This is a genomic window from Agrobacterium sp. LR_9 (assembly GCF_041954855.1).
GTDB lineage: Bacteria > Pseudomonadota > Alphaproteobacteria > Rhizobiales > Rhizobiaceae > Agrobacterium > Agrobacterium leguminum.
In genome coordinates, this window is sequence record NZ_JAVAYA010000009.1 from 1 (window position 1) to 19,749 (window position 19,749).

The window sequence follows — 19,749 nt, forward strand, 5'->3', positions numbered from 1 at the left end:
CTTTTTGCCGGAACGGGTTTTCCCTTATCAGTAGTATGTTATTGCCGGGGCGTGCCGCTGTTTTGCCGCTTTCACGTAGAGGCGGTCGGATGAGGGCAACGCCTTTCAAATGCGGCGCGGGACGCGATTTCATCCCCTCAAAATTGGCGGGTAAATAGTCATACTTTTTTCGTTGGCCGGGTGGCGATCCGGAGTCCGGGTTTGCTTTTCCAGCGATTAACTGTCAAATTATTATACAATATTAGTATCATCTACATTTATTTGGGATACAGTTTCATGACGTTGTCGGTTATGATTTCGACAAGGTAAAGGAACGAATCAGGCGGGGGATCGGATGGCTTTGCGATTGGCACACAGCAACGGGCCGCGGACGGAAAAGGCCGAAAGCGGCAGCGCGGAAGCGGCGCATATCACGGCTATCGACTACGGGTTGCTGACGACTGCGATCAGCTATCATTTGCGGCACTCGCAACTTGCCGTGGCAAACGGTTTTGCCGATGTGCTGGCGGAGCAGGGGTTACGGCCGGCCGATTTTTCCGTTCTCGTCATCGTCGGCGGCAATCCGGGTCTCAAGCAGAGCGATGTGGCCGAAGCGCTCGGCATACAGCGCGCCAATTTCGTCGCCATCGTCGACAGCATGGAAGAAAAGGGACTACTCGTCCGCCGCAAATCGGAAGAGGACAGGCGCGTTCATTTCCTCGACATGACGGAGGAGGGCAGCAGCCTTCTCGACCGGCTTTCCAACACCTGGCGGGATCGTGAGGAAAAGCTGATCGACAGGATCGGCGGCAAGAAGGCCCGCGACCAGCTTCTGGCGCTGCTCGGACGCCTGCGCGACTGAGCTTCGACGAGAGCGGGGCAATCCGGGCGCTGGCCGCCGCAAGGTGCGGCCTGTGCGCTGATATTCCCGTCTTGCCATTGCCTTCGGCACCGGCGACGGTCTTCCTGCGCTAATTTTTCACGCCAGCCTGATCGGTAGCGGGGCTGAATTGCGTTGCAATTTTCCTGTGAAACCGCCAAGACGCATAAGCACCTTCACGCCTTTGGGCGTGGAACCGCAATCATGCGATCGACTGGAAAGGCCCGGGACGGGAATGCCATGCTGAATATCGATACGAGTCATCCGCTTTATCGTCCCCTATGGGTCCGGTTGCTCATCGTCGGCTTTTGCGCCGCGTGGGCCGTCATCGAATTCGTCAATCGCGAGTTTTTCTGGGGAACCATCGTTGCTGGCATCGGCGCTTATGCGGCCTATGAATTGCTGCTGAAGTTCAAACCCGCAAGCGATGCTGCCAAGAGCGGAAATGGCGCGGATGAGCCTGCCGCCGAAAGCGCGCCCACCGACAGGAACGATGCGGGCTGAAGCGCTTCATATCTTTCGTTTCATGTATTTTGCGAGATAAGGCCGTCCGGCGTTTTACCGGAAATGCTCCCGTGCCCGGAGCATCCGTATCGCCTGGTCGATCAGGAGATTGGCCGCGGTCATGCGCAGCGTCGCATTGTGCCGGAACTGCGGTTTCACCCGGTCGGGATGATTGAGGCGGGCAAAGGCGCGGCGCTTTTCCGCAAGCGTTGCGGCCGTGTCGGTGTCGTGGATCGCCAGTTCCGCCGAAACATCGGCAAGCGACGTCTTTTCGAGATGGGCCGGCATCGGTTCCGGTTCGGGCTCCGGCTCGGGCGGTGGCGCGGGGTCGGCCAGGAAGGCGAGATAGGCATCGAGATTGCCGTTCGCGGGGGGCGGCGTTTCAATATGTGTATCGATAACAAAGCCCGAGCTGAAACCGGCAATGCGGTGACCGGCGGGCGGTGGCGGCTCCGCGCCTTCCTCTTCCGTTTCTTTTTCGTGTTTCAGCCTGTCGACGACCGACTGGAAGACGGATTGTCCGAAGAGCATGCGGCTTTTCCCTCGCCGGTCTGACTATCCGGCCTTTATGGATCATGAAGGTGGTGTCTGGCTTGCCGCCGTCACGGGCCGGTCAGCTTGCGGCTTTCATCCAGAACCAGATCGTAGAGCAGGCGGGCGCTGGGCGGCAAAACGCGACCCTTGGTGGTGATGATGCTGTATGGCTTTACGACGAGTTCGAAATCCGTCGGCAATATCCGGGTTCGGCCGATATCGGCCTGCTGGCCGGCAACGAATTCGGCCATGTCCTGCGCGATCGGGGCGATGGCATCCGTGTTGCAGACGAGTGCAAGGGTGAGCACCACGGATGGCGTGTTGATGACGTTGCGCGGCATGGCGACGCCATGGGTGAGGAACACATCCTCCATGGTTCTGCGCAAAAGCGCGCCGGGCGGCTGGAAGACCCAGTCGTAACCGGAGAGATCCTGCAGGGTCACGGGCTCGCCGCGAAGCAGCGGGTGGCCTTCGCGCACCACCAGACAGGCGCGCTCTATGCCGATTTCATGGATGGAAAAGAGGCCGGGATCGAAATCGTCCGGTATCCGGCCGATGATGAAATCGTGCCGGGCCGCCAGCAGTTCGCGGGCCAGCACGTTGCTGCTTTCCACCTGCACGTTGATTTCGATTCCGGGATAGGTGTCCATGGCGCGCCTTATGGCGGGAACCACGAGGCTGATCGCAGGTGCTGTGACGGCGCCGATATAAACCGAGCCGCCGCTGCCGGATTTCATCTGGTTCAGCTCGCGGCTCGCCTCGCGCAGTTCCAGCAATATGGTGCGCGCCCGCCGCGCCAGCGCCTCGCCGAATTTCGTCAGCACCACGCCGCGCGAAGCCCGCTGACAAAGGGGTGATTTGACGATCGCCTCCATTTCCGAGAGCATGCGCGAGGCGGCCGGCTGCGTCATGTTCATGGCGGCGGCGGCCGCGCTGACCTGCCCGTGCTCCTCGATCATGACCAGCATGCGCAGGTGGCTCATCTTCAATCCGGCCCGCAGCAAAGGGTTGTCCTCAAAGACGAAAAGGGCATCCGTTGTTTGCGCCTGCTCATACACTTTTTGGTTGTTCATTCGTGGTTTTATACCCCTCATCGGTTTTTGTATCGATTTAATATATCATAATTGATATATGGAAACTGATTTATTCTATTTGACAGTTATATGGATTCAGAACAATTTGCGGAATGCCGGGGAGGAGCGGCAGCTGTTCCATTTCGCAATTGCGAAATCGGAATAAGCGCAATGCGGCTTCTTCCTCTGACGGCATGAATTTCATGGTGCACCGCAGCATGCGGGTTCCAGAGAAGGGCTCAAGGGAGAGAGTTAATGAAGTCCATTATTTCGCTGATGGCGGCTTGTGCCATCGGTGCTGCTTCTTTCGCAGTGCCGGCTTTCGCACAGGACAAGGGTTCCGTTGGTATCGCCATGCCGACCAAGTCGTCCGCACGCTGGATCGACGACGGCAACAACATCGTAAAGCAGCTTCAGGAAGCCGGTTACACGACCGACCTGCAATATGCCGATGACGATATTCCGAACCAGCTTTCCCAGATCGAAAACATGGTCACCAAGGGCGTCAAGGTCCTCGTGATCGCATCGATCGACGGCACGACGCTGTCGGACGTGCTGAAGCAGGCCGGCGAGCAGGGCATCAAGGTCATCGCTTATGACCGCCTGATCCGTAACAGCGGCGACGTCAGCTACTACGCCACCTTCGACAACTTCCAGGTTGGCGTTCTGCAGGCGACTTCGATCGTCGACAAGCTCGGCCTGAAGGACGGCAAGGGCCCGTTCAACATCGAGCTCTTCGGCGGCTCCCCGGACGACAACAACGCCTTCTTCTTCTATGACGGCGCGATGTCGGTTCTCCAGCCTTACATCGACAGCGGCAAGCTCGTCGTGAAGTCCGGCCAGACCGGCATGGACAAGGTCGGTACGCTGCGTTGGGACCCGGCAACGGCCCAGGCCCGCATGGACAACCTGCTGTCTGCCTATTACACCGACGCCAAGGTTGACGCCGTTCTGTCGCCTTACGACGGTCTCTCCATCGGCATCATCTCCTCGCTGAAGGGCGTTGGTTATGGCACGAAGGACCAGCCGCTGCCGGTCGTTTCCGGTCAGGACGCTGAAGTTCCTTCCGTCAAGTCGATCATTGCCGGCGAACAGTACTCCACCATCTTCAAGGACACCCGCGAACTCGCCAAGGTGACCGTGAACATGGTCAACGCCGTGATGGAAGGCAAGGAGCCTGAGGTAAACGACACCAAGACCTATGAAAATGGCGTCAAGGTCGTTCCGTCCTACCTGCTGAAGCCGGTTGCAGTGACCAAGGAGAACTACAAGCAGGTTCTCGTCGATGGCGGTTACTACAAGGAAGACCAGCTGAAATAAGCTCGACACACATGCGGGGATGACTTGGCGTCATCCCCGTTTTTCCATAAAAATAAAAACGCCGGAATTAATCGGGCGCTGGATTGCGATATGGCCAATACCATTCTCGAAATGCGGAACATCACCAAGACGTTTCCGGGCGTGAAAGCGCTTGAGAACGTCAACCTCAAGGTTAAAGAGGGTGAGATCCACGCACTCGTCGGTGAGAACGGCGCGGGGAAGTCGACCTTGATGAAGGTCCTTTCCGGTGTTTACCCCGCCGGCACCTATGAGGGCGAAATCCACTATGAAGGCGCTGTGCGGAATTTTCGCGCCATCAACGACAGTGAAGATATTGGTATCATCATCATTCACCAGGAGCTGGCGCTCGTGCCGCTTCTGTCGATTGCGGAAAACATCTTCCTTGGCAACGAGGTCGCTTCGAGCGGCGTCATCAGCTGGCAGCAGACCTTCAACCGTACCCGCGAACTTTTAAAGAAGGTGGGTCTGAAGGAATCGCCGGAGACGCTGATCACCGATATCGGCGTGGGCAAGCAGCAGCTCGTCGAAATCGCCAAGGCGCTGTCGAAGAGCGTGAAACTGCTCATCCTCGATGAGCCGACGGCTTCGCTTAACGAAAGCGATTCCGAGGCGCTGCTGAACCTGCTGATGGAATTCCGCAAGCAGGGCATGACCTCGATCATCATCACCCACAAGCTCAACGAAGTGCGCAAGGTGGCCGACCAGATCACCGTTTTGCGCGACGGCATGACGGTGAAGACGCTCGACTGTCATCAGGAAGAAATCAGCGAGGATGTCATCATCCGCAACATGGTGGGGCGCGATCTCGAGGATCGTTATCCGCCGCGCGATGTGCCGATCGGCGAGACCATTCTCGAAGTGAAGAACTGGAACGCCTATCACCAGCAGCACCGCGACCGCCAGGTTCTGCACGATATCAACGTTACCGTGCGCAAGGGCGAAGTCGTCGGCATTGCCGGTCTGATGGGTGCCGGGCGCACCGAATTTGCGATGAGCGTGTTCGGCAAATCCTATGGCCACAAGATCAGCGGCGAAGTGCTGATCGACGGCAAGCCGGTCGATGTCAGCACCGTGCGCAAGGCCATCGATGCGGGTCTCGCCTATGTCACGGAAGACCGCAAGCATCTCGGTCTCGTGCTCAACGACAACATTCTGCACAATACCACGCTTGCCAATCTGGCCGGCGTGTCGAGTGCCAGCATCATCGACGACATCAAGGAAATGAAGGTGGCGAGCGATTTTCGCACGCGCCTGCGCATCCGCTCGTCGGGGATTTTTCAGGAAACGGTCAATCTTTCGGGCGGCAACCAGCAGAAGGTCGTGCTCTCCAAGTGGCTGTTCTCCAATCCCGACGTGCTGATCCTCGATGAACCGACCCGCGGTATCGATGTCGGCGCGAAATATGAAATCTACACCATCATCAACCAGCTCGCTGCCGACGGCAAAGGCGTTCTGATGATCTCATCGGAAATGCCCGAACTGCTCGGCAATTGCGACCGCATCTACGTCATGAACGAAGGCCGCATCGTCGCTGAATTGCCGAAGGGAGAGGCGAGCCAGGAAAGCATCATGCGCGCTATCATGCGCTCAGGGGAGAAGAACTCATGAGTTCGGCAAACACCACAAACGAAGAAAGTAACGTCGTCTCGATCTCGTCCTATATTCGCGCCAATATTCGCGAATACGGTATGCTGATCGCGCTCGTCGCCATCATGGTTTTCTTCCAGTTCTACACCGGCGGCATCCTGTTCCGCCCTGTGAACCTGACCAACCTCATTCTGCAGAACTCGTTCATCGTCATCATGGCGCTGGGCATGCTGCTCGTCATCGTGGCCGGGCATATCGACCTCTCGGTCGGCTCCATCGTCGCCTTTGTCGGCGCGATAGCGGCCATATTGACCGTGCAATGGGGCATGAACCCGTTCCTTGCGGCGCTGATTTGTCTCGTCATCGGCGGCATCATCGGTGCTGCACAGGGTTACTGGATCGCCTATCACCGCATCCCGTCCTTCATCGTGACACTGGCGGGCATGCTGGTGTTCCGCGGCCTGACGCTGTTCGTGCTCGGCGGCAAGAACATCGGTCCGTTCCCGACCGATTTCCAGATCATCAGCACCGGCTTCCTGCCTGATATCGGCGGCATTGAAGGTCTCAACACCACCTCGATGATCCTGACGGTCTTGATTACCGTCGTACTGTTCTATCTCGCATGGCGCCGTCGCGTCGTGAACGTGAAGCACGGTATCGATGTCGAGCCTTTCGGTTTCTTCATCGCCCAGAACCTTTTGATCGCGGCCGCGATCCTGTTCCTCGGCTACCAGCTTTCCACCTATCGCGGCCTGCCGAACGTGCTGATCGTGATGCTTGTTCTCGTAGCGCTCTACAGCTTCGTGACCCGCCGCACCACCATCGGCCGTCGCATCTACGCCATGGGCGGCAATGAAAAGGCGACCAAGCTTTCCGGTATCAACACCGAGCGCCTGAGCTTCCTCACCTTCGTCAACATGGGCGTGCTGGCCGGTCTTGCCGGCATGATCATCGCGACACGCCTCAATTCGGCGACGCCGAAGGCGGGTGTGGGCTTCGAACTTGACGTTATCGCGGCCTGCTTTATCGGCGGCGCTTCGGCATCCGGCGGCGTTGGCAAGATCACCGGTGCGGTCATCGGCGCCTTCATCATGGGCGTCATGAACAACGGCATGTCGATCGTCGGCCTCGGCATCGACTTCCAGCAGATGGTCAAGGGCCTCGTGCTGCTCGCCGCCGTGTTCTTCGACGTTTACAACAAGAACAAGGGCTGATTGCCCAACCCACATAGCAAGTCAAAAAAGTGGCCGGTTTCCGGCCACTTTCATAAGATGCAGGCGTTATGTGCCGCGTAGAAGAGATAAAGGCGCGTTGCGCCGGAGGAAGGAAATCCCGTGCTCATTTCACAGATCAAAGATGCCAGTGGCAAGATCACCGTAGCCGTTCGCGAAGAAGGCGGGCAGGCGCAGGCCGTCAAGGGTGCGGCGTCGGTTTATGCGCTTGCCATGGAAGCCGCCAATGGCGGCAAGAGCCTTGCCGATGTCATTTCCGCCCATGGTCTGGGCGATGCCGTCGATCTCGAAAAGGCCTATGCCGAAGGCCGTTTCCTGCCGCCGATCACCCATCCCGATCCGGCGCATCTGCATCTGACCGGCACGGGCCTCACCCATCTGGGTTCGGCCGCGACCCGCGACAGCATGCACAAGAAGACCACGGAAGCGGCGGAAGAAAGCCTGACGGATTCCATGAAGATGTTCCGCATGGGTCTTGAAAACGGCAAGCCCAAGGCCGGTGAAAAGGGCGTTCAGCCCGAGTGGTTCTACAAGGGCAACGGCCATGTGGCGGCAGCACCGGGTGCGGCTCTCACCTCTCCCTCCTTCGCGCTCGATGGCGGCGAAGAGCCTGAGATGGCTGGCATCTATGTGATCTCCGATAAGGGCGAAGCGGTGCGCATCGGCTTTGCCGTCTCGAACGAGTTTTCCGATCACGTCACCGAGCGGATCAACTATCTCTACCTCGCCCATTCCAAGCTGCGCCCGGCAAGCTTCGGCCCGGAAATCCGCGTCGGCGCCCCGCCGTCGGATATTCGTGGCACCTCGCGCATCCGCCGCGGCGACAAGGTTATCTTCGAAAAGCCGTTCGTTTCGGGTGAGGACAACATGTCTCACACCTTTGCGAACCTCGAATATCACCACTTCAAATACGGCTTGTTCCGCGCGCCCGGCGACGTGCATGTGCACATGTTCGGCACTGCGACGCTCTCCTTCGCAGAAGGCATCAAGCCCGAAGCGGGCGACGTCTTCGAAATCGAAGCCGCCGGCTTCGGCCTGCCGCTGAAGAACCCGCTGGCCGTGGATGCGGAAGAAGAGATCACCGTTCGCCAGATCTGATCTGCGGACTGCGCGTGAAAAATGGTCGGGGGTGGGTCATCCCTCCCTCGACGTCATCCTTGGGCTTGTCCCGAGGACCTGCGACCGATTGATTTTAAGCGACGTGGATAGATCCTCGGGACGAGCCCGAGGATGCGCAAAATGATACCTCTTTCATCCCGTTATCCCTTTGTGTGTCGGGCAACTGTCAGGCGCTTGCCTCACCCGAACCCCCACAGCTTGCCTTCAGGTGGGAAACATCCGCCAAAGCAATAACGGATCGACTTTGCCAATAGTCATCTTGTCTTAGGTGGGTAATGCTTCCAGACCGCGCCGGAAAGCTGACATAGCCGGCGCTTTCTATTGGCATCTTGATCCATGCTGCGATGACGAAGGTAAGGGCAAAGCCATGGGTAACGATGATCTGTGTTGGGCATGGCCGCGAAATAATGGTGTTAACAGAGCGATACACTCTTTCCGCCACCTCACGTCTCGTTTCGGCATCGGCGATTCCGCCTCGGTGATCCATCCGATTGTGGTCCTGAGCGGGGATTTGGCGGGCGTCGAGCCATTCCTGTGGCATGCCGCCAGCCGAACCGTAGCTGATTTCTCGCAGGTCATTTGTGATTTCAAAAGGGCGCTTGAGATGTTCAGCAACGATTGCCGCAGTCTGGGAGGCCCGGAGAAGATCGGAGCTGAAGATTTCGATTGATGCACTGCCAATCAAGGTCATAAGCTTAGCAGCTGTTGCTTCCGCATCTGCCACGCCTTTGGGTGTCAGCTCGGTGTCATACCAACCCCCGACCTTGTTTTCGACATGGTGGATGGACTGAGTGTGCGTGACGACAAAAATGTTCTTCATAGCGTTTCTTCCGGGTATTGGGCTTACTCAATCCCCCACAGCTTGCCTTCCCCAACCTCCACCGAATTACCAGCGGGATCGCGGATATAGACGGAATAGCTGTCATTCGGCCAGCGGTGATAATGTTCGATGGGAATTCCGAGCGCTTCGAAGTGCGCCTTCCAGCCGTCCACCCCCGACTTGTCCCTGGCGTAAAAGCAGAAATGACCTTGCCCCACCGCACCGTGGCGGGGGATGGGATTGTCGGGGTCGGCCCGGCGGGATTGCTCGGGGTCGAAGAGCAGCAGCATCTGCTGCCCGCATCGGAAGAAGATGAATTGCCCCGGCAGCCTGCGTACCACTTCCAGCCCGAAAACATCCCGATAAAAAGCTTCGGCGGCGTCGAGGTCGTCGGTGTAGAGCGCGGTTTCCATAATGGCGGTTGGCGGTTGCATGGTTCCTCCCGGCGGTTCAGGGGTTTCCGGCGGCGGATCGCGGCGGAAACCTATTTACCTGTTGTGTAGGTCAGCACCGTCAGGTCGTGTTTGCCGACGCCACGTTCCAGAACGGTCCAGCCGCAGTTGACATAATAGGCTTCGAGACCCCGCTGGCAGCAGAGATAGCTGGTCTCGTGGCCAAGTTCGGCTGCCCTTTGCGTCGCGGCCTGCATCAAGGCTCGCGCCACGCCCGAGCGCCGGCGGTCTTCTTCCACCCACAGGGCTGCGACCCAGGGCAGATATTGCGGACGTTCTTCCAGATCGCAATGGATGAGGAATGCGGAGCCGACATAATCGCTGCCGTCATGGGCGACGAAGCCGGTGGGCAGCGTATGGGGGTTGGTCATGTCCTTCAGGTGCTCGGCGACGTCGCCCACCTGAAGGCCGCTATCCTGCCACCATGCCGTCCAGACCCGTTCGGCGATGACGGGTCCATGCGACTGGCAGTCGCGATAGTCGGAAATGCTGTACAAAGCCGTCTCCCGGCCGGCTTTCCTCCCGCAGGCTGAAGCCGGATCATGCTTTCAAATCGATGCGGGGATTAAACCGGGTGGGACGGGGTTTCGCAACTGTCAAGTTGTCGCGCGGGGTCAGGGTTTCGTTGCCGTCACATGCAGCCATGCGGTCGGGAGCTTGTCATAACCGCTGCCCTGCCTCGCCTCGATCTCCACCACCGCCCAGTCAAACTGTGCGTAAACGTCCTCCAGCCAGGGCTTCGAAGGGTAATTATAATAACGGCCGAACATGTCGCGGCCTTCCGCTTCTCCCGCCTTGAAGCTGGCATAAAAAACGCCGCCCGGTTTCAGCGCGGTGTGGATGCAGCCGATAATGCCCGGCAGGGCAGGGCGAGGCACATGCAGCAGGCAGGCATTGGCCCAGACGCCGTCATATCGCGCACTCTCATCGATATCCTCGAACAGCAATGTCCGGACGGGAATGCCGAGCCGGGCTTGCGCCGCTTTGGCGATTTCAGGCGTTCCGTCGGTGGGGTGGACATCGTAACCGGCGGCCAGCATGAATTCGCTGTCCTGCCCGCCGCCGCATCCCAGCTCGAGAATGCGTGCCCCCTCGTGCAGCCGCGCCAGGAATGTTTCCAGATGCGGGCGATCCGCCGCCTGCCCGCGCGACGTGTAGGCCGCGGCGTTACCCGTATAAAAGCCGATTGTGTCGTCGTCCCTGCCGGTCATCGTGTCAGCTTTGCGACTGGCTCTGGCCCTGCGATTGCTGCACGGTGACCGACACATTCAGGGTCTCACCGGCGGGGCCGATGCGCATGCCCGATATCGGCGCGCAATCGCGGTAGCAGAGGCCCGATGCGATGCGCACATAGCGGTCGTCGGGGCAGATATTGTTTGCGGCGTCGAAACCCACCCAGCCCAGCCCCTGAAGATGCACTTCGGCCCAGGCATGGGTGGCGGTCTGTTCCTCCACCTCTTCCATCATCAGATAACCGGAAACATAACGGGCCGGCAGGCCCATCAGCCGGGCGGCGGAAATCAGGATATGGGCGTGGTCCTGGCAGACACCCTTGCCCGCTTCCAGCGCCGTTTCCGCCGTAGTTTCGATATCGGTTGCGCCCGGCACATACTCCACCTTGCGGTGAATATTTTCCATCAGGTCATGCAGGCGGGCCAGCTCGCTGTCGCCGGCGCTCACCTTCACCAGTTCGCGCACGAGCTTTCCCGGTTTGGTGCGCGGCGTCTCGCGCAGGAAAAGCCACAGCGGCGCATTGCCGATGTGGTAACCGAACACGCCGGCCTTGTCCTCGGTGTTCACGGTGCCGCTCGCCACCACCTTCACCCGCTGCTGCGGGCCTTCCGTTTCCACCAGCGCAACGCGGTTGCCGAAATGGTCGTCATAGGTCACTTCGACGGTGGCGCCATCGACCGAGACATCCCAGTTCTCCACCGTCTGGCCCGGGCCGGTCTGTGGCGTCAGGCGCAGCCGCTGCAACGCATAGGGCATCGGCTCGTCATAGACATATTCCGTCGTATGGGTGATTTTCAGACGCATAAGCTGTCCCCGTCCACGCGCTTATTGATAGAAGCGGTAGCCTTCCGTGATTTCCTGTCCCAATTGTCCGTTGCGGTTGACAAATCTCTCCAGAAATTCGTGCAAGCCTTCATCCATCACCCGGCTGATGGTGGTCGCGCGCAGGCTGTCGCGAATGCTCTCGGCCGTGTCGTGCGCCTTGTGCCTCTCGCTGTAATCCTCGGCGATGTAATTGAGGTTGCTGGCGATCTTTTCATAACAATAGGCCAGCGAGCGCGGCATGCGGCCATTGAGAATGAGGAAGTCAGCAATGTTGGCGGGCTTGTATTCCGCATCGTAGACCCAGCCATAGGAGCGGTGCGCCGAGACCGAACGCAGGATGGATTCCCACTGCGCATTGTCGAGCGACGACCCCACATGCGCGACCGCCGGCAGCAGCACGTAATATTTGACGTCGAGAATACGGGCCGTGTTGTCGGCGCGCTCGATGAAAGTGCCGATGCGGGAGAAGTTATAGAGATCGTTGCGCAGCATCGAACCGTGGAAGGCGCCGCGCACCAGACCGGCGCGATGTTTGATGACATCGATGGTCTGCGGTAGTTCGGCATGGTTGAGCTTGCGGCCGAGAATGTTCTTCAGCTCGATCCAGAATTCGTTGGTGGCTTCCCATGTCTCGCGCGTCAGCGCCGTGCGCACCATGCGGGCATTGTTGCGGCCCGCCTCGATGCAGGACATGACGCTGGAAGGGTTCGATTTTTCCCGAAGCAGATAATCGATCGCGTCCGCCGCCGTCACCTTCTTGTGCATTTCAAGGAAGGCTTCGCGCACGCCCGCACTTTGCAGCACGCCATCCCAGTCCTCATCGCCGCTGCCCGAGCGCGTCAATGAAACGCGCAGGCCCGCATCGATAAGCCGGGCGATGTTTTCAGCGCGCTCGATGTACCGGAACATCCAGTAGAGCCCGTTTGCCGTTCTGCCCAGCATGGCTTAATCCTCCAGTACCCAGGTATCCTTGGTGCCGCCGCCCTGGCTGGAATTGACCACCAGCGAGCCCTTTTTCAGCGCCACGCGGGTCAGGCCGCCGGGAATGATCTGCACCTTGTCCGAGACGAGCACATAGGGGCGCAGATCGACATGGCGCGGCGCAATGCCGTTCTTCACCATGATCGGCACGGTGGACAGCGACAGCGTCGGCTGCGCGATGTAATTGGCAGGACGGGCTTTGAGCTTTTCCGCAAACAGCGTCCGTTCGCGTTTCGTCGCCGTGGGGCCCACCAGCATGCCGTAACCGCCCGAACCGTGAACTTCCTTGACGACGAGATCGGCGAGGTTGTCCAGCACGTATTTCAGGCTGTCCGGCTCCGAACAGCGCCAGGTCGGCACGTTTTCCAGAAGCGGTTTGCGGCCGGTATAGAACTCGACGATCTCGGGCATGTAGGAATAGATCGCCTTGTCGTCGGAAATGCCGGTGCCCGGGGCATTGGCGATGGTGATGTTGCCGGCGCGGTAGACATCCATGATGCCGGGAACGCCGAGCGCCGAATCCGGCCGGAAGGTCAGCGGGTCGAGGAAGTCGTCATCGACGCGGCGGTAAAGCACGTCGATGGCCTCATAACCGCGGGTGGTGCGCATCTTGACCTTGCCGTCCATGACGCGCAGGTCGGAACCTTCCACCAGTTCCACGCCCATCATGTCGGCGAGGAAGGAATGTTCGTAATAGGCGGAATTATAGATGCCGGGCGTCAAAACCGCCACACGCGGCTTGCCGGAACAGCCGGGCGGTGCGAGCGAAGCTAGCGACTGGCGCAGCAGATAGGGATAATCCTCCACCCGTCGCACGCGGTTTTCGTGGAAGAGTTCCGGGAACATCTGCATCATCGTTTCGCGGTTTTCCAGCATGTAGCTGACGCCGGACGGTGTGCGGGCATTGTCTTCCAGAACGTAGAACTGGTCTTCGCCGGTGCGGACGATATCCGTGCCGACAATATGGGTATAGACGCCGCCGGGTGGGGTGAAGCCGATCATTTCCGGCAGGAAGGCTTCGTTTTTCTCGATGATTTCGCGGGGAATGCGGCCGGCGCGGATGATTTCCTGTTTATGGTAGATATCGTCGAGGAAAGCATTGAGGGCGAGGACGCGTTGTTCGATACCCTGGGCCAGTTTGCGCCACTCGCGGCCGGAGATAATGCGCGGGATAATATCGAAGGGGATCAGTTTTTCTGAACTGTCGGCATGGCCATAGACTGCGAAAGTAATACCGGTTTTTCGAAAGATGTTTTCCGCGTCTTTTGATTTCTGGATCAGGTGCGCCCTGTCCTGTCGGCTGTACCACTCGTTATAGTTTTCATATGGGCTTCGCGGCGTGTCGTCCGCATTTATCATTTCGTCAAATGCCAACTTCGATGTCCCCTTTTTTGCCATATGAATACAACGCTAAATGCAATGCAAGAACTATGCAGGCCTCCCCGAGAAGATTTTTTACCGCCCTAGAGTTTTAAAAAAGAAGCGTTTTTTCGGTTTCAGCCTATAAATGCGGCATTAGAAAATTGGTTGCGCGGGGACGAGGCGCGTATTGGGGTAACGGTACTGTGTGCGCCGTGGGCGAATGCATAAATTTTAGTCGCTCGCTTTCGGTTGATGAATATAGGGCGTCGCATCAGAAAATCTGAAAGATGCGATCACGAAAACGCCTTTGACCTTTCGTCGGGATGCGGATACCGCCTTGCTGAATACCCGGCTCGATCTTTCGCCGGTTTGCGTGAAGCCGCAGAAATATCAATTCGCCGCCTTTCCCGCACCGTGTCCGGTTACGGGCATGGTGCGGCACAGGGGATGTTCCCATGTCGCTCGACCGTCTGGCTCCGGCCATCTTCGTTTTTCTCTGGTCGACCGGCTGGGTCACCGCCAAATATGCGGTCTATTATACCGGACCGCTAACCTTTCTCTGTCTGCGCTATCTGCTGGCGGGGGCGTTGCTGTGGGCGATCTGCCGCTTTTCTTCCATCCAGTGGCCTGAGCGGCGTGCCGATATCTTCCGGGCGATCCTCTCCGGCGTCTTCCTGCACGGTCTTTATCTCGGCATGATCTGGTGGGCGATAGGGCAGGGCGTGCCAGCGGCGATCGGCGGCATCATCGCCGGTCTGCAGCCGCTGATGACGGCGGTGGCCGCCCGCTACATGATCGGTGAAAGGATCTCGCCCTTGCAGCGCGCCGGCCTGCTCATCGGCTTTGCCGGCATTGCCATTGCCGTGCTGCCGAAGGTCATGGCCACCGGTGCTGTCGGCCTGTCGGTGCCGCTCTACGCCGTGGCGGTGAATGTGCTGGGCATGACTTCGGTTACCTATGGCACGCTCTACCAGAAGAAATATGTCCATGGCGGAAACATCATGGCGGTGGCCACACTGCAATATGTCGGTGCGCTGCTGGTCACCGTGCCCTTCGCGCTTTTGCTGGAGGATGGGCATGTGGACTGGAGCCTCGGCCTTGCCGCCACGCTTGCCTGGTCGGTGGGTGCGATCTCCATCGGTGCCGTGGCGTTGCTTCTTTATCTCATCCGACGCGGGCAGGTCTCGCGGGCCGCCTCGCTGATCTATCTCGTCCCGCCGCTTGCGGCGGTGGAAGCAGCACTGCTTTTCGGCGAAACGCTGACACCGGCCATGATTGCCGGCACCGTTCTGGCGGTGACGGGGGTTTATCTCGCCAATCGCAAACCTGCCGCAGCGGTTGTCGCACGTTAGAGCCTTTTCGCTTTTCTTCGAGCAGCGAAAGCGCTCTAACTCTTTGTTTTGCTGCATTTCCGGACGGAAAGCCGGGCTCCACTTTTCCTGGAAATTCTTTAATTACCACAACCTCATATTAGGGCTTTGTTAACCATAAAATTATACCTCTCGTTAATCCAAAGATTTGGCGGGGGTTACATGTCTATTTCACGTCGTGGTGTTCTGTTCGGATTGCCGCTGTTTCTGGCCGGCTGCGCGAATACCGGCATCGGCCAGCAGAGGCTGAATTATGCGGCAAAGCCGGAGGAGAAATTCCCGCTTCCTGCCATGCATCTGGACAAGGTCAAGCCGGAACTGCGCCGGCAGGAAGTCACCTACGATACCATGCACCCGGCCGGAACGGTCGTGGTGGATACGCCGGCGCGGCGGCTTTATTACGTTATGGGCGATGGTCGCGCCATGCGTTACGGCGTCGGTGTCGGCCGGCAGGGTCTTGCGCTGAAGGGCGATGCCTATATCGGCCGCAAGGCGGAATGGCCGTCCTGGACGCCGACCGCGAACATGATGCGCCGCGATCCGCGCAATCTGAAATTCGCCGGCGGCATGGCGGGCGGCCCGAACAATCCGCTCGGCGCACGCGCGCTCTATCTCTATCGCGGCGGCAACGACACCATGTTCCGTCTGCACGGCACCAACCAGCCGCAATCCATCGGCCACGCCATGTCGAGCGGCTGCATCCGCATGCTGAACCACGACATCATCGATCTTTACAGCCGCGTGCCGGTCGGTTCGAAGGTCGTCGTCTTGCAGGCGTGAGGAAGAGGCGGATTTTTCCGCCTTTGCCACGCCAGAAAATGCCTGTATCCTTGAGTTGATTTTTTCGGCAGACGGTCAATTTTATGCTGGAAAATCAACCATGTGTAGAATGCCTCCCTTTCTATATTTAAGGGAGTTCTGCTATATCGGAAACGTGATTTCCGGTGTTCGAGACGTGTATCCATAAAGGCCTAAATGCACTGTATCGAGCGCGGCACCACTTCAACGGGGACACATGAACATGGCAACTTTCGACTCTCTTTCCCGCTATCGCCCGCAGGCACTCGGGGCGCTGCGCATCATGACGGCGCTGCTTTTCATTTCGCATGGAACGCAGAAGCTGTTCGGTTTTCCGGCATCGCAGATGGATGGCTCCCTGCCGACGATGCTGCTGGTGGCGGCGCTGCTGGAACTCGTCGGCGGCATTCTCGTGCTGATCGGCCTGTTCACACGCCCGGTCGCCTTCATCCTGTCCGGCCAGATGGCGGTCGCCTATTTCATGGCGCATGCGCCGAGCAATTTCTTCCCGGCCCTGAACGGTGGCGACGCCGCCATCCTGTTCTGCTTCATCTTCCTCTATCTGTTCGTTGCCGGTCCGGGCGCCTTCTCGGTGGATGAGCGCCGGGCCTGATTGCCCGACCCGTCATCGATCTCTTTTGCAGAAGTTCCGCATGGTCACGCCGTGCGGAGCTTTTTTTTGAGAAGGATTAAAACTTCGGCCGTGGCCGAAGCATAGATGCTTGTTTTCGGGTTAAGAACGGGCCATCCTGAACGCAGTTGGAAAATCGATCCGTGACCTCCCAGAACCCCATCGCCTGCGAATTGCTGTTTCTTGCCTTGCTGTCCACGCTGTGGGCCGCATCCTATACCTTCATCAAGATCGGGGTGGAGACGATACCGCCGATCACCTTCATCGCCTCGAGAACCCTGATCGCCGGTCTGCTGCTCTTTGCGGTGATCCGGTTGCGCGGGCTGCGCCTGCCCACGGATGTGGCGACGTGGCGGCTGTTCTTCATTCAGGCCTGCGTAAACAGCGTTCTGCCCTTCACCTTGATCGCCTGGGCGGAACAGAGCATCGATGCCGGTCTTGCCGTCATTCTCAATGCGACGACGCCGATCTTCACCTTTCTTCTCACCGCACTCGTTATCCGCCATGAGCCGGTCAGCGGGCGCAAGCTGTTCGGCACCATTGCCGGCATGACGGGCGTGTGCCTCATCATCGGTGTCGAAGCGCTGAGCGGCGCGGGCGAGGCGATATGGAGCCAGCTCGCCGTGCTGACGGCGGCTTTTTCCTATGCCTGCGCGGCTATTTTCAGTAAAAATTTCAAGGGGCTCGATCCGATCATGCCGGCAGCGGGTTCGCTTATCTGCGGCGCTGTTTTCCTGTTGCCCGTGAGCCTGATCGTCGACCGGCCCTGGACATTGTCGCCTTCGGCGGCCTCACTGACGGCGCTCCTGTGCCTCAGCGTCTTTTCGACCGCGCTCGCCTTTATGATCTATTTCCGGCTGATGCAGACGCTGGGCTCCGTCGGCACCACCTCCCAGGCCTATCTCAGGGTGCCGGTCGGCGTCGCCATCGGCATGGCGTTCCTGGGGGAAATGCCGACACCTGCCATGTGGGTGGGGCTCGTCTGCGTCATTGCCGGCGTGCTGGCCATGACCCTGCCGTCACGGCGTCGTGCGGTCGCACAGGGCGGGTGAGGGGAAAGCAAAGCCGCGCTGGCTGGCTGTGGCTGCGGGGCTTGATTATTGGCGAGCGCGTGCCGCTTGTTTCTTCTCCCCGGCGGGGAGAAGAAACGCCCGGCAATGCCGGGCGTCCTTAATCCACTCAGAGCAACTTAGCGGTTGCGGCCGCGATGGCCGTTGCCGGAAGCGCGCTTTTCCTGGCCGTTGCCGCCGGCAGGGGCGTGGCGGTTGGCGCCGCTGCCGCCGGGCTTGCGGGCCGGGCGGCGGTGCTTGCGCGGGCCGGCCGGGCGGCCTGCGTCGCCTTCAGCCTGTTTGACGCGCTTGAAGTCGGAGGTGACTTCCAGATCGTTGTCCGCTTCGCGCGGTGCGTGGTGGCGCGACGGGCGGGATTCGCCGTTGTGACGGCCGCCTTCGCGGGGACCGCGCTGATGGCCGCCATTGTTGTTGCGGCCGCCGCGGTTGTTGTTGGGGCGCGTCGGGCTGGCAAGACCGGCCGGGCGTTCGCCGGAGGCGACCGGAATATCGATCTTCATCAGCTTTTCGATGTCGTGCAGCAGGCGGGTTTCGTCGGGGGCGCAAAACGCAATGGCGATGCCGTCGCGGCCGGCGCGGGCGGTACGGCCGATGCGGTGGACATAGGCGTCGGGCACTTCCGGCAGGTCGTAGTTGAAGACGTGGGTGACGGCCGGAATGTCGATGCCGCGGGCAGCGACGTCGGTTGCCACCAGCACCTTGATCTCGCCATCCTTGAAGCCCTTGAGAGCGCGCTCGCGCTGGCCCTGGCTCTTGTTGCCGTGGATGGAGGCGACCTTGAAGCCGATATGTTCGAGATGCTTGTAGAGCTTCTCAGCACCGTGCTTGGTGCGCAGGAACACGATGGCGCGGCCATCCGGGTTTTCGTTGAGCGACTTTTTCAGAAGCTCGGTCTTATCGTTCTTGCCGGCGACGAAGTGAACATATTGCTCCACCTTGTCGGCTGCCTTGCCGGGCGGGGTCACTTCCACCTTGAGCGGATCGGTCAGGTAGCTGTGGGCGAGATCGGCGATCGCCTTCGGCATGGTGGCCGAGAAGAGCAGCGTCTGGCGCTTGGCCGGCACCATCTTCGAAATTTTGCGCAGATCGTGGATGAAGCCGAGATCGAGCATCTGGTCCGCTTCATCGAGCACCAGATAGGTGACCTTGGAAAGCGAGATGGCGTTGCGGGCGATGAGGTCCAGCAGGCGGCCGGGGGTCGCCACCAGAATATCCGTGCCCTTTTCGAGCTGAAGCTGCTGCTTGTTGATCGATGCGCCGCCGACCACCTGGTTGATGCGCAGCGGCGTCTTCTTCACGAAAGAGCGCAGATTCTCGCCGATCTGGTTCACCAGCTCGCGGGTGGGGGCGAGGATGAGGGTGCGGCAGGTGCGGTTTGCCGGGCGGTCCGCCTGCTTCATCAGCATTTCGATGATGGGCAGGCCGAAAGCGGCGGTCTTGCCGGTGCCGGTCTGTGCGAGGCCGATCAGGTCACGGCCTTCGAGCAGCAGCGGAATGGCCTTTGCCTGAATGGGAGTAGGGGTCGTATAGCCAAGCTGGGTAACGCTGGCCACAATCTTTTCGGAGAGGCCGAGTTCGCTAAAACTGGTCAATATAATGCCTTTCGGGGCGCCAAAAACCAATCGTCCTGAACAGGGCTGCTGTCCGGCGGTTTCGGCGTCAAGAACCCCGCGTGAATTGGGAACTTGTGGGTTGGAATAACTTTCTGCGCATCAGTGCGGCACATGCCGTCTTCTGTATTCTTTGCGCTTTTCCTTCATGCGGGCCAGATTCCTTATTTTAAGGACGTCTTTCCGGTCATATGCTGCAGCTCACGCGGCTGCCGAAGGTGAAAGCTTGAGGGCCATGTGGGCGTTTTGTGCGTCAAAGTCAAGCGATAGTTTTGTAACGCCGCCGCTGGAGGGCGCATGGCAGCCATGCGTGGGGTAGCCGGCGATTGCCGGGACGGCGCGGGCGCC

Annotated in this window: 20 protein-coding genes; 10 read left to right on the top strand and 10 right to left on the bottom strand. The window is 59.4% G+C overall.

The features are described from left to right. Nucleotides 1–334 precede the first annotated feature (334 nt). Complete coding sequence (locus tag RAC79_RS12350) at nucleotides 335–841, top strand: MarR family winged helix-turn-helix transcriptional regulator (RefSeq protein WP_003520548.1); 507 nt, start codon at nucleotides 335–337, stop codon at nucleotides 839–841. Nucleotides 842–1,099: 258 nt separating this feature from the next. Beyond that, nucleotides 1,100–1,363, top strand: coding sequence for a hypothetical protein (locus RAC79_RS12355; protein ID WP_174036329.1), 264 nt, complete (start codon nucleotides 1,100–1,102; stop codon nucleotides 1,361–1,363). A 54-nt stretch (nucleotides 1,364–1,417) separates the two neighbouring features. Here the strand turns inward: RAC79_RS12355 and RAC79_RS12360 are convergent, their stop codons facing one another. Both RAC79_RS12360 and RAC79_RS12365 read right to left on the bottom strand, forming a co-directional pair. Then, complete coding sequence (locus tag RAC79_RS12360) at nucleotides 1,418–1,894, bottom strand: hypothetical protein (RefSeq protein WP_065655069.1); 477 nt, start codon at nucleotides 1,892–1,894, stop codon at nucleotides 1,418–1,420. A 71-nt stretch (nucleotides 1,895–1,965) separates the two neighbouring features. Then, entirely contained in the window at nucleotides 1,966–2,970 is a 1,005-nt protein-coding gene (locus RAC79_RS12365; RefSeq protein ID WP_020808912.1) for a LysR family transcriptional regulator, read from the bottom strand. Between the two features lie 255 nt (nucleotides 2,971–3,225). Here RAC79_RS12365 and chvE point away from each other — a divergent pair, with 255 nt between their 5' ends. The 4 genes from chvE (at nucleotide 3,226) to araD1 (ending at nucleotide 8,228) form a co-directional block, all read left to right on the top strand. Then, nucleotides 3,226–4,290, top strand: a complete 1,065-nt coding sequence (gene chvE, locus RAC79_RS12370) for a sugar ABC transporter substrate-binding protein ChvE (protein ID WP_065655068.1) — start codon at nucleotides 3,226–3,228, stop codon at nucleotides 4,288–4,290. A 90-nt stretch (nucleotides 4,291–4,380) separates the two neighbouring features. Next, nucleotides 4,381–5,919, top strand: coding sequence for a sugar ABC transporter ATP-binding protein GguA (gene gguA / locus RAC79_RS12375; RefSeq protein ID WP_003520541.1), 1,539 nt, complete (start codon nucleotides 4,381–4,383; stop codon nucleotides 5,917–5,919). Continuing rightward, on the top strand, nucleotides 5,916–7,112 hold the full coding sequence (gene gguB, locus RAC79_RS12380) for a sugar ABC transporter permease GguB (protein ID WP_065655067.1): 1,197 nt from the start codon (nucleotides 5,916–5,918) through the stop codon (nucleotides 7,110–7,112). The genes gguA and gguB overlap by 4 nt, the downstream gene beginning before the upstream one ends. Nucleotides 7,113–7,232: 120 nt before the next feature. Beyond that, a complete protein-coding gene (araD1, locus tag RAC79_RS12385) occupies nucleotides 7,233–8,228 on the top strand; it encodes a 2-keto-3-deoxy-L-arabinonate dehydratase AraD1 (RefSeq protein ID WP_149741145.1) in 996 nt (331 codons plus the stop codon). A gap of 187 nt (nucleotides 8,229–8,415) precedes the next feature. Here the strand turns inward: araD1 and RAC79_RS12390 are convergent, their stop codons facing one another. From RAC79_RS12390 to RAC79_RS12420, 7 genes are all read right to left on the bottom strand, one after another. Beyond that, nucleotides 8,416–9,069, bottom strand: coding sequence for a histidine phosphatase family protein (locus tag RAC79_RS12390; protein ID WP_080856681.1), 654 nt, complete (start codon nucleotides 9,067–9,069; stop codon nucleotides 8,416–8,418). A gap of 23 nt (nucleotides 9,070–9,092) precedes the next feature. Beyond that, entirely contained in the window at nucleotides 9,093–9,503 is a 411-nt protein-coding gene (locus tag RAC79_RS12395; RefSeq protein ID WP_174039563.1) for a VOC family protein, read from the bottom strand. Between the two features lie 50 nt (nucleotides 9,504–9,553). Continuing rightward, nucleotides 9,554–10,018 carry a GNAT family N-acetyltransferase gene (locus RAC79_RS12400; RefSeq protein ID WP_080856679.1) on the bottom strand — a complete coding sequence of 155 codons (465 nt, stop codon included), beginning with the start codon at nucleotides 10,016–10,018 and terminating at the stop codon, nucleotides 9,554–9,556. A gap of 117 nt (nucleotides 10,019–10,135) precedes the next feature. Then, on the bottom strand, nucleotides 10,136–10,732 hold the full coding sequence (locus RAC79_RS12405) for a bifunctional 2-polyprenyl-6-hydroxyphenol methylase/3-demethylubiquinol 3-O-methyltransferase UbiG (protein WP_174039562.1): 597 nt from the start codon (nucleotides 10,730–10,732) through the stop codon (nucleotides 10,136–10,138). 4 nt (nucleotides 10,733–10,736) lie between these two features. Further along, a complete protein-coding gene (locus RAC79_RS12410; protein ID WP_003520534.1) occupies nucleotides 10,737–11,558 on the bottom strand; it encodes a transglutaminase family protein in 822 nt (273 codons plus the stop codon). A gap of 21 nt (nucleotides 11,559–11,579) precedes the next feature. Beyond that, nucleotides 11,580–12,521 carry an alpha-E domain-containing protein gene (locus RAC79_RS12415; protein ID WP_065655060.1) on the bottom strand — a complete coding sequence of 314 codons (942 nt, stop codon included), beginning with the start codon at nucleotides 12,519–12,521 and terminating at the stop codon, nucleotides 11,580–11,582. A 3-nt stretch (nucleotides 12,522–12,524) separates the two neighbouring features. Further along, nucleotides 12,525–13,934 (bottom strand): circularly permuted type 2 ATP-grasp protein, encoded by a 1,410-nt coding sequence (locus tag RAC79_RS12420; RefSeq protein WP_065655059.1) that lies wholly within the window; start codon nucleotides 13,932–13,934, stop codon nucleotides 12,525–12,527. A 443-nt stretch (nucleotides 13,935–14,377) separates the two neighbouring features. On the opposite strand from RAC79_RS12420, the gene RAC79_RS12425 reads away from it, so the two are divergent. The 4 genes from RAC79_RS12425 (at nucleotide 14,378) to RAC79_RS12440 (ending at nucleotide 17,773) form a co-directional block, all read left to right on the top strand. Next, entirely contained in the window at nucleotides 14,378–15,274 is an 897-nt protein-coding gene (locus RAC79_RS12425; RefSeq protein WP_174039561.1) for a DMT family transporter, read from the top strand. Nucleotides 15,275–15,454: 180 nt separating this feature from the next. Further along, nucleotides 15,455–16,072: a L,D-transpeptidase gene (locus RAC79_RS12430; protein WP_065655057.1), complete on the top strand. Its 618-nt coding sequence runs from the start codon at nucleotides 15,455–15,457 to the stop codon at nucleotides 16,070–16,072. A 241-nt stretch (nucleotides 16,073–16,313) separates the two neighbouring features. Then, nucleotides 16,314–16,703 (top strand): DoxX family protein, encoded by a 390-nt coding sequence (locus RAC79_RS12435; RefSeq protein ID WP_003520528.1) that lies wholly within the window; start codon nucleotides 16,314–16,316, stop codon nucleotides 16,701–16,703. A 161-nt stretch (nucleotides 16,704–16,864) separates the two neighbouring features. After that, nucleotides 16,865–17,773, top strand: coding sequence for a DMT family transporter (locus RAC79_RS12440; RefSeq protein WP_174039560.1), 909 nt, complete (start codon nucleotides 16,865–16,867; stop codon nucleotides 17,771–17,773). Between the two features lie 137 nt (nucleotides 17,774–17,910). Here RAC79_RS12440 and RAC79_RS12445 read toward each other — a convergent pair whose 3' ends face one another. Continuing rightward, the gene (locus RAC79_RS12445) at nucleotides 17,911–19,383 is read right to left on the bottom strand and encodes a DEAD/DEAH box helicase (RefSeq protein ID WP_078051724.1); all 1,473 of its coding nucleotides are present in this window, start codon (nucleotides 19,381–19,383) and stop codon (nucleotides 17,911–17,913) included. Nucleotides 19,384–19,749: the final 366 nt, after the last annotated feature.

Bases quoted from the DNA above. Each gene is read 5' to 3' on its own strand.
- RAC79_RS12350 (WP_003520548.1), top strand. From the start codon at position 335: ATGGCTTTGCGATTGGCACACAGCAACGGGCCGCGGACGGAAAAGGCC.
- RAC79_RS12355 (WP_174036329.1), top strand. From the start codon at position 1,100: ATGCTGAATATCGATACGAGTCATCCGCTTTATCGTCCCCTATGGGTC.
- RAC79_RS12360 (WP_065655069.1), bottom strand. From the start codon at position 1,894: ATGCTCTTCGGACAATCCGTCTTCCAGTCGGTCGTCGACAGGCTGAAA.
- RAC79_RS12365 (WP_020808912.1), bottom strand. From the start codon at position 2,970: ATGAACAACCAAAAAGTGTATGAGCAGGCGCAAACAACGGATGCCCTT.
- chvE (WP_065655068.1), top strand. From the start codon at position 3,226: ATGAAGTCCATTATTTCGCTGATGGCGGCTTGTGCCATCGGTGCTGCT.
- gguA (WP_003520541.1), top strand. From the start codon at position 4,381: ATGGCCAATACCATTCTCGAAATGCGGAACATCACCAAGACGTTTCCG.
- gguB (WP_065655067.1), top strand. From the start codon at position 5,916: ATGAGTTCGGCAAACACCACAAACGAAGAAAGTAACGTCGTCTCGATC.
- RAC79_RS12390 (WP_080856681.1), bottom strand. From the start codon at position 9,069: ATGAAGAACATTTTTGTCGTCACGCACACTCAGTCCATCCACCATGTC.
- RAC79_RS12395 (WP_174039563.1), bottom strand. From the start codon at position 9,503: ATGCAACCGCCAACCGCCATTATGGAAACCGCGCTCTACACCGACGAC.
- RAC79_RS12405 (WP_174039562.1), bottom strand. From the start codon at position 10,732: ATGACCGGCAGGGACGACGACACAATCGGCTTTTATACGGGTAACGCC.
- RAC79_RS12410 (WP_003520534.1), bottom strand. From the start codon at position 11,558: ATGCGTCTGAAAATCACCCATACGACGGAATATGTCTATGACGAGCCG.
- RAC79_RS12415 (WP_065655060.1), bottom strand. From the start codon at position 12,521: ATGCTGGGCAGAACGGCAAACGGGCTCTACTGGATGTTCCGGTACATC.
- RAC79_RS12425 (WP_174039561.1), top strand. From the start codon at position 14,378: ATGTCGCTCGACCGTCTGGCTCCGGCCATCTTCGTTTTTCTCTGGTCG.
- RAC79_RS12430 (WP_065655057.1), top strand. From the start codon at position 15,455: ATGTCTATTTCACGTCGTGGTGTTCTGTTCGGATTGCCGCTGTTTCTG.
- RAC79_RS12435 (WP_003520528.1), top strand. From the start codon at position 16,314: ATGGCAACTTTCGACTCTCTTTCCCGCTATCGCCCGCAGGCACTCGGG.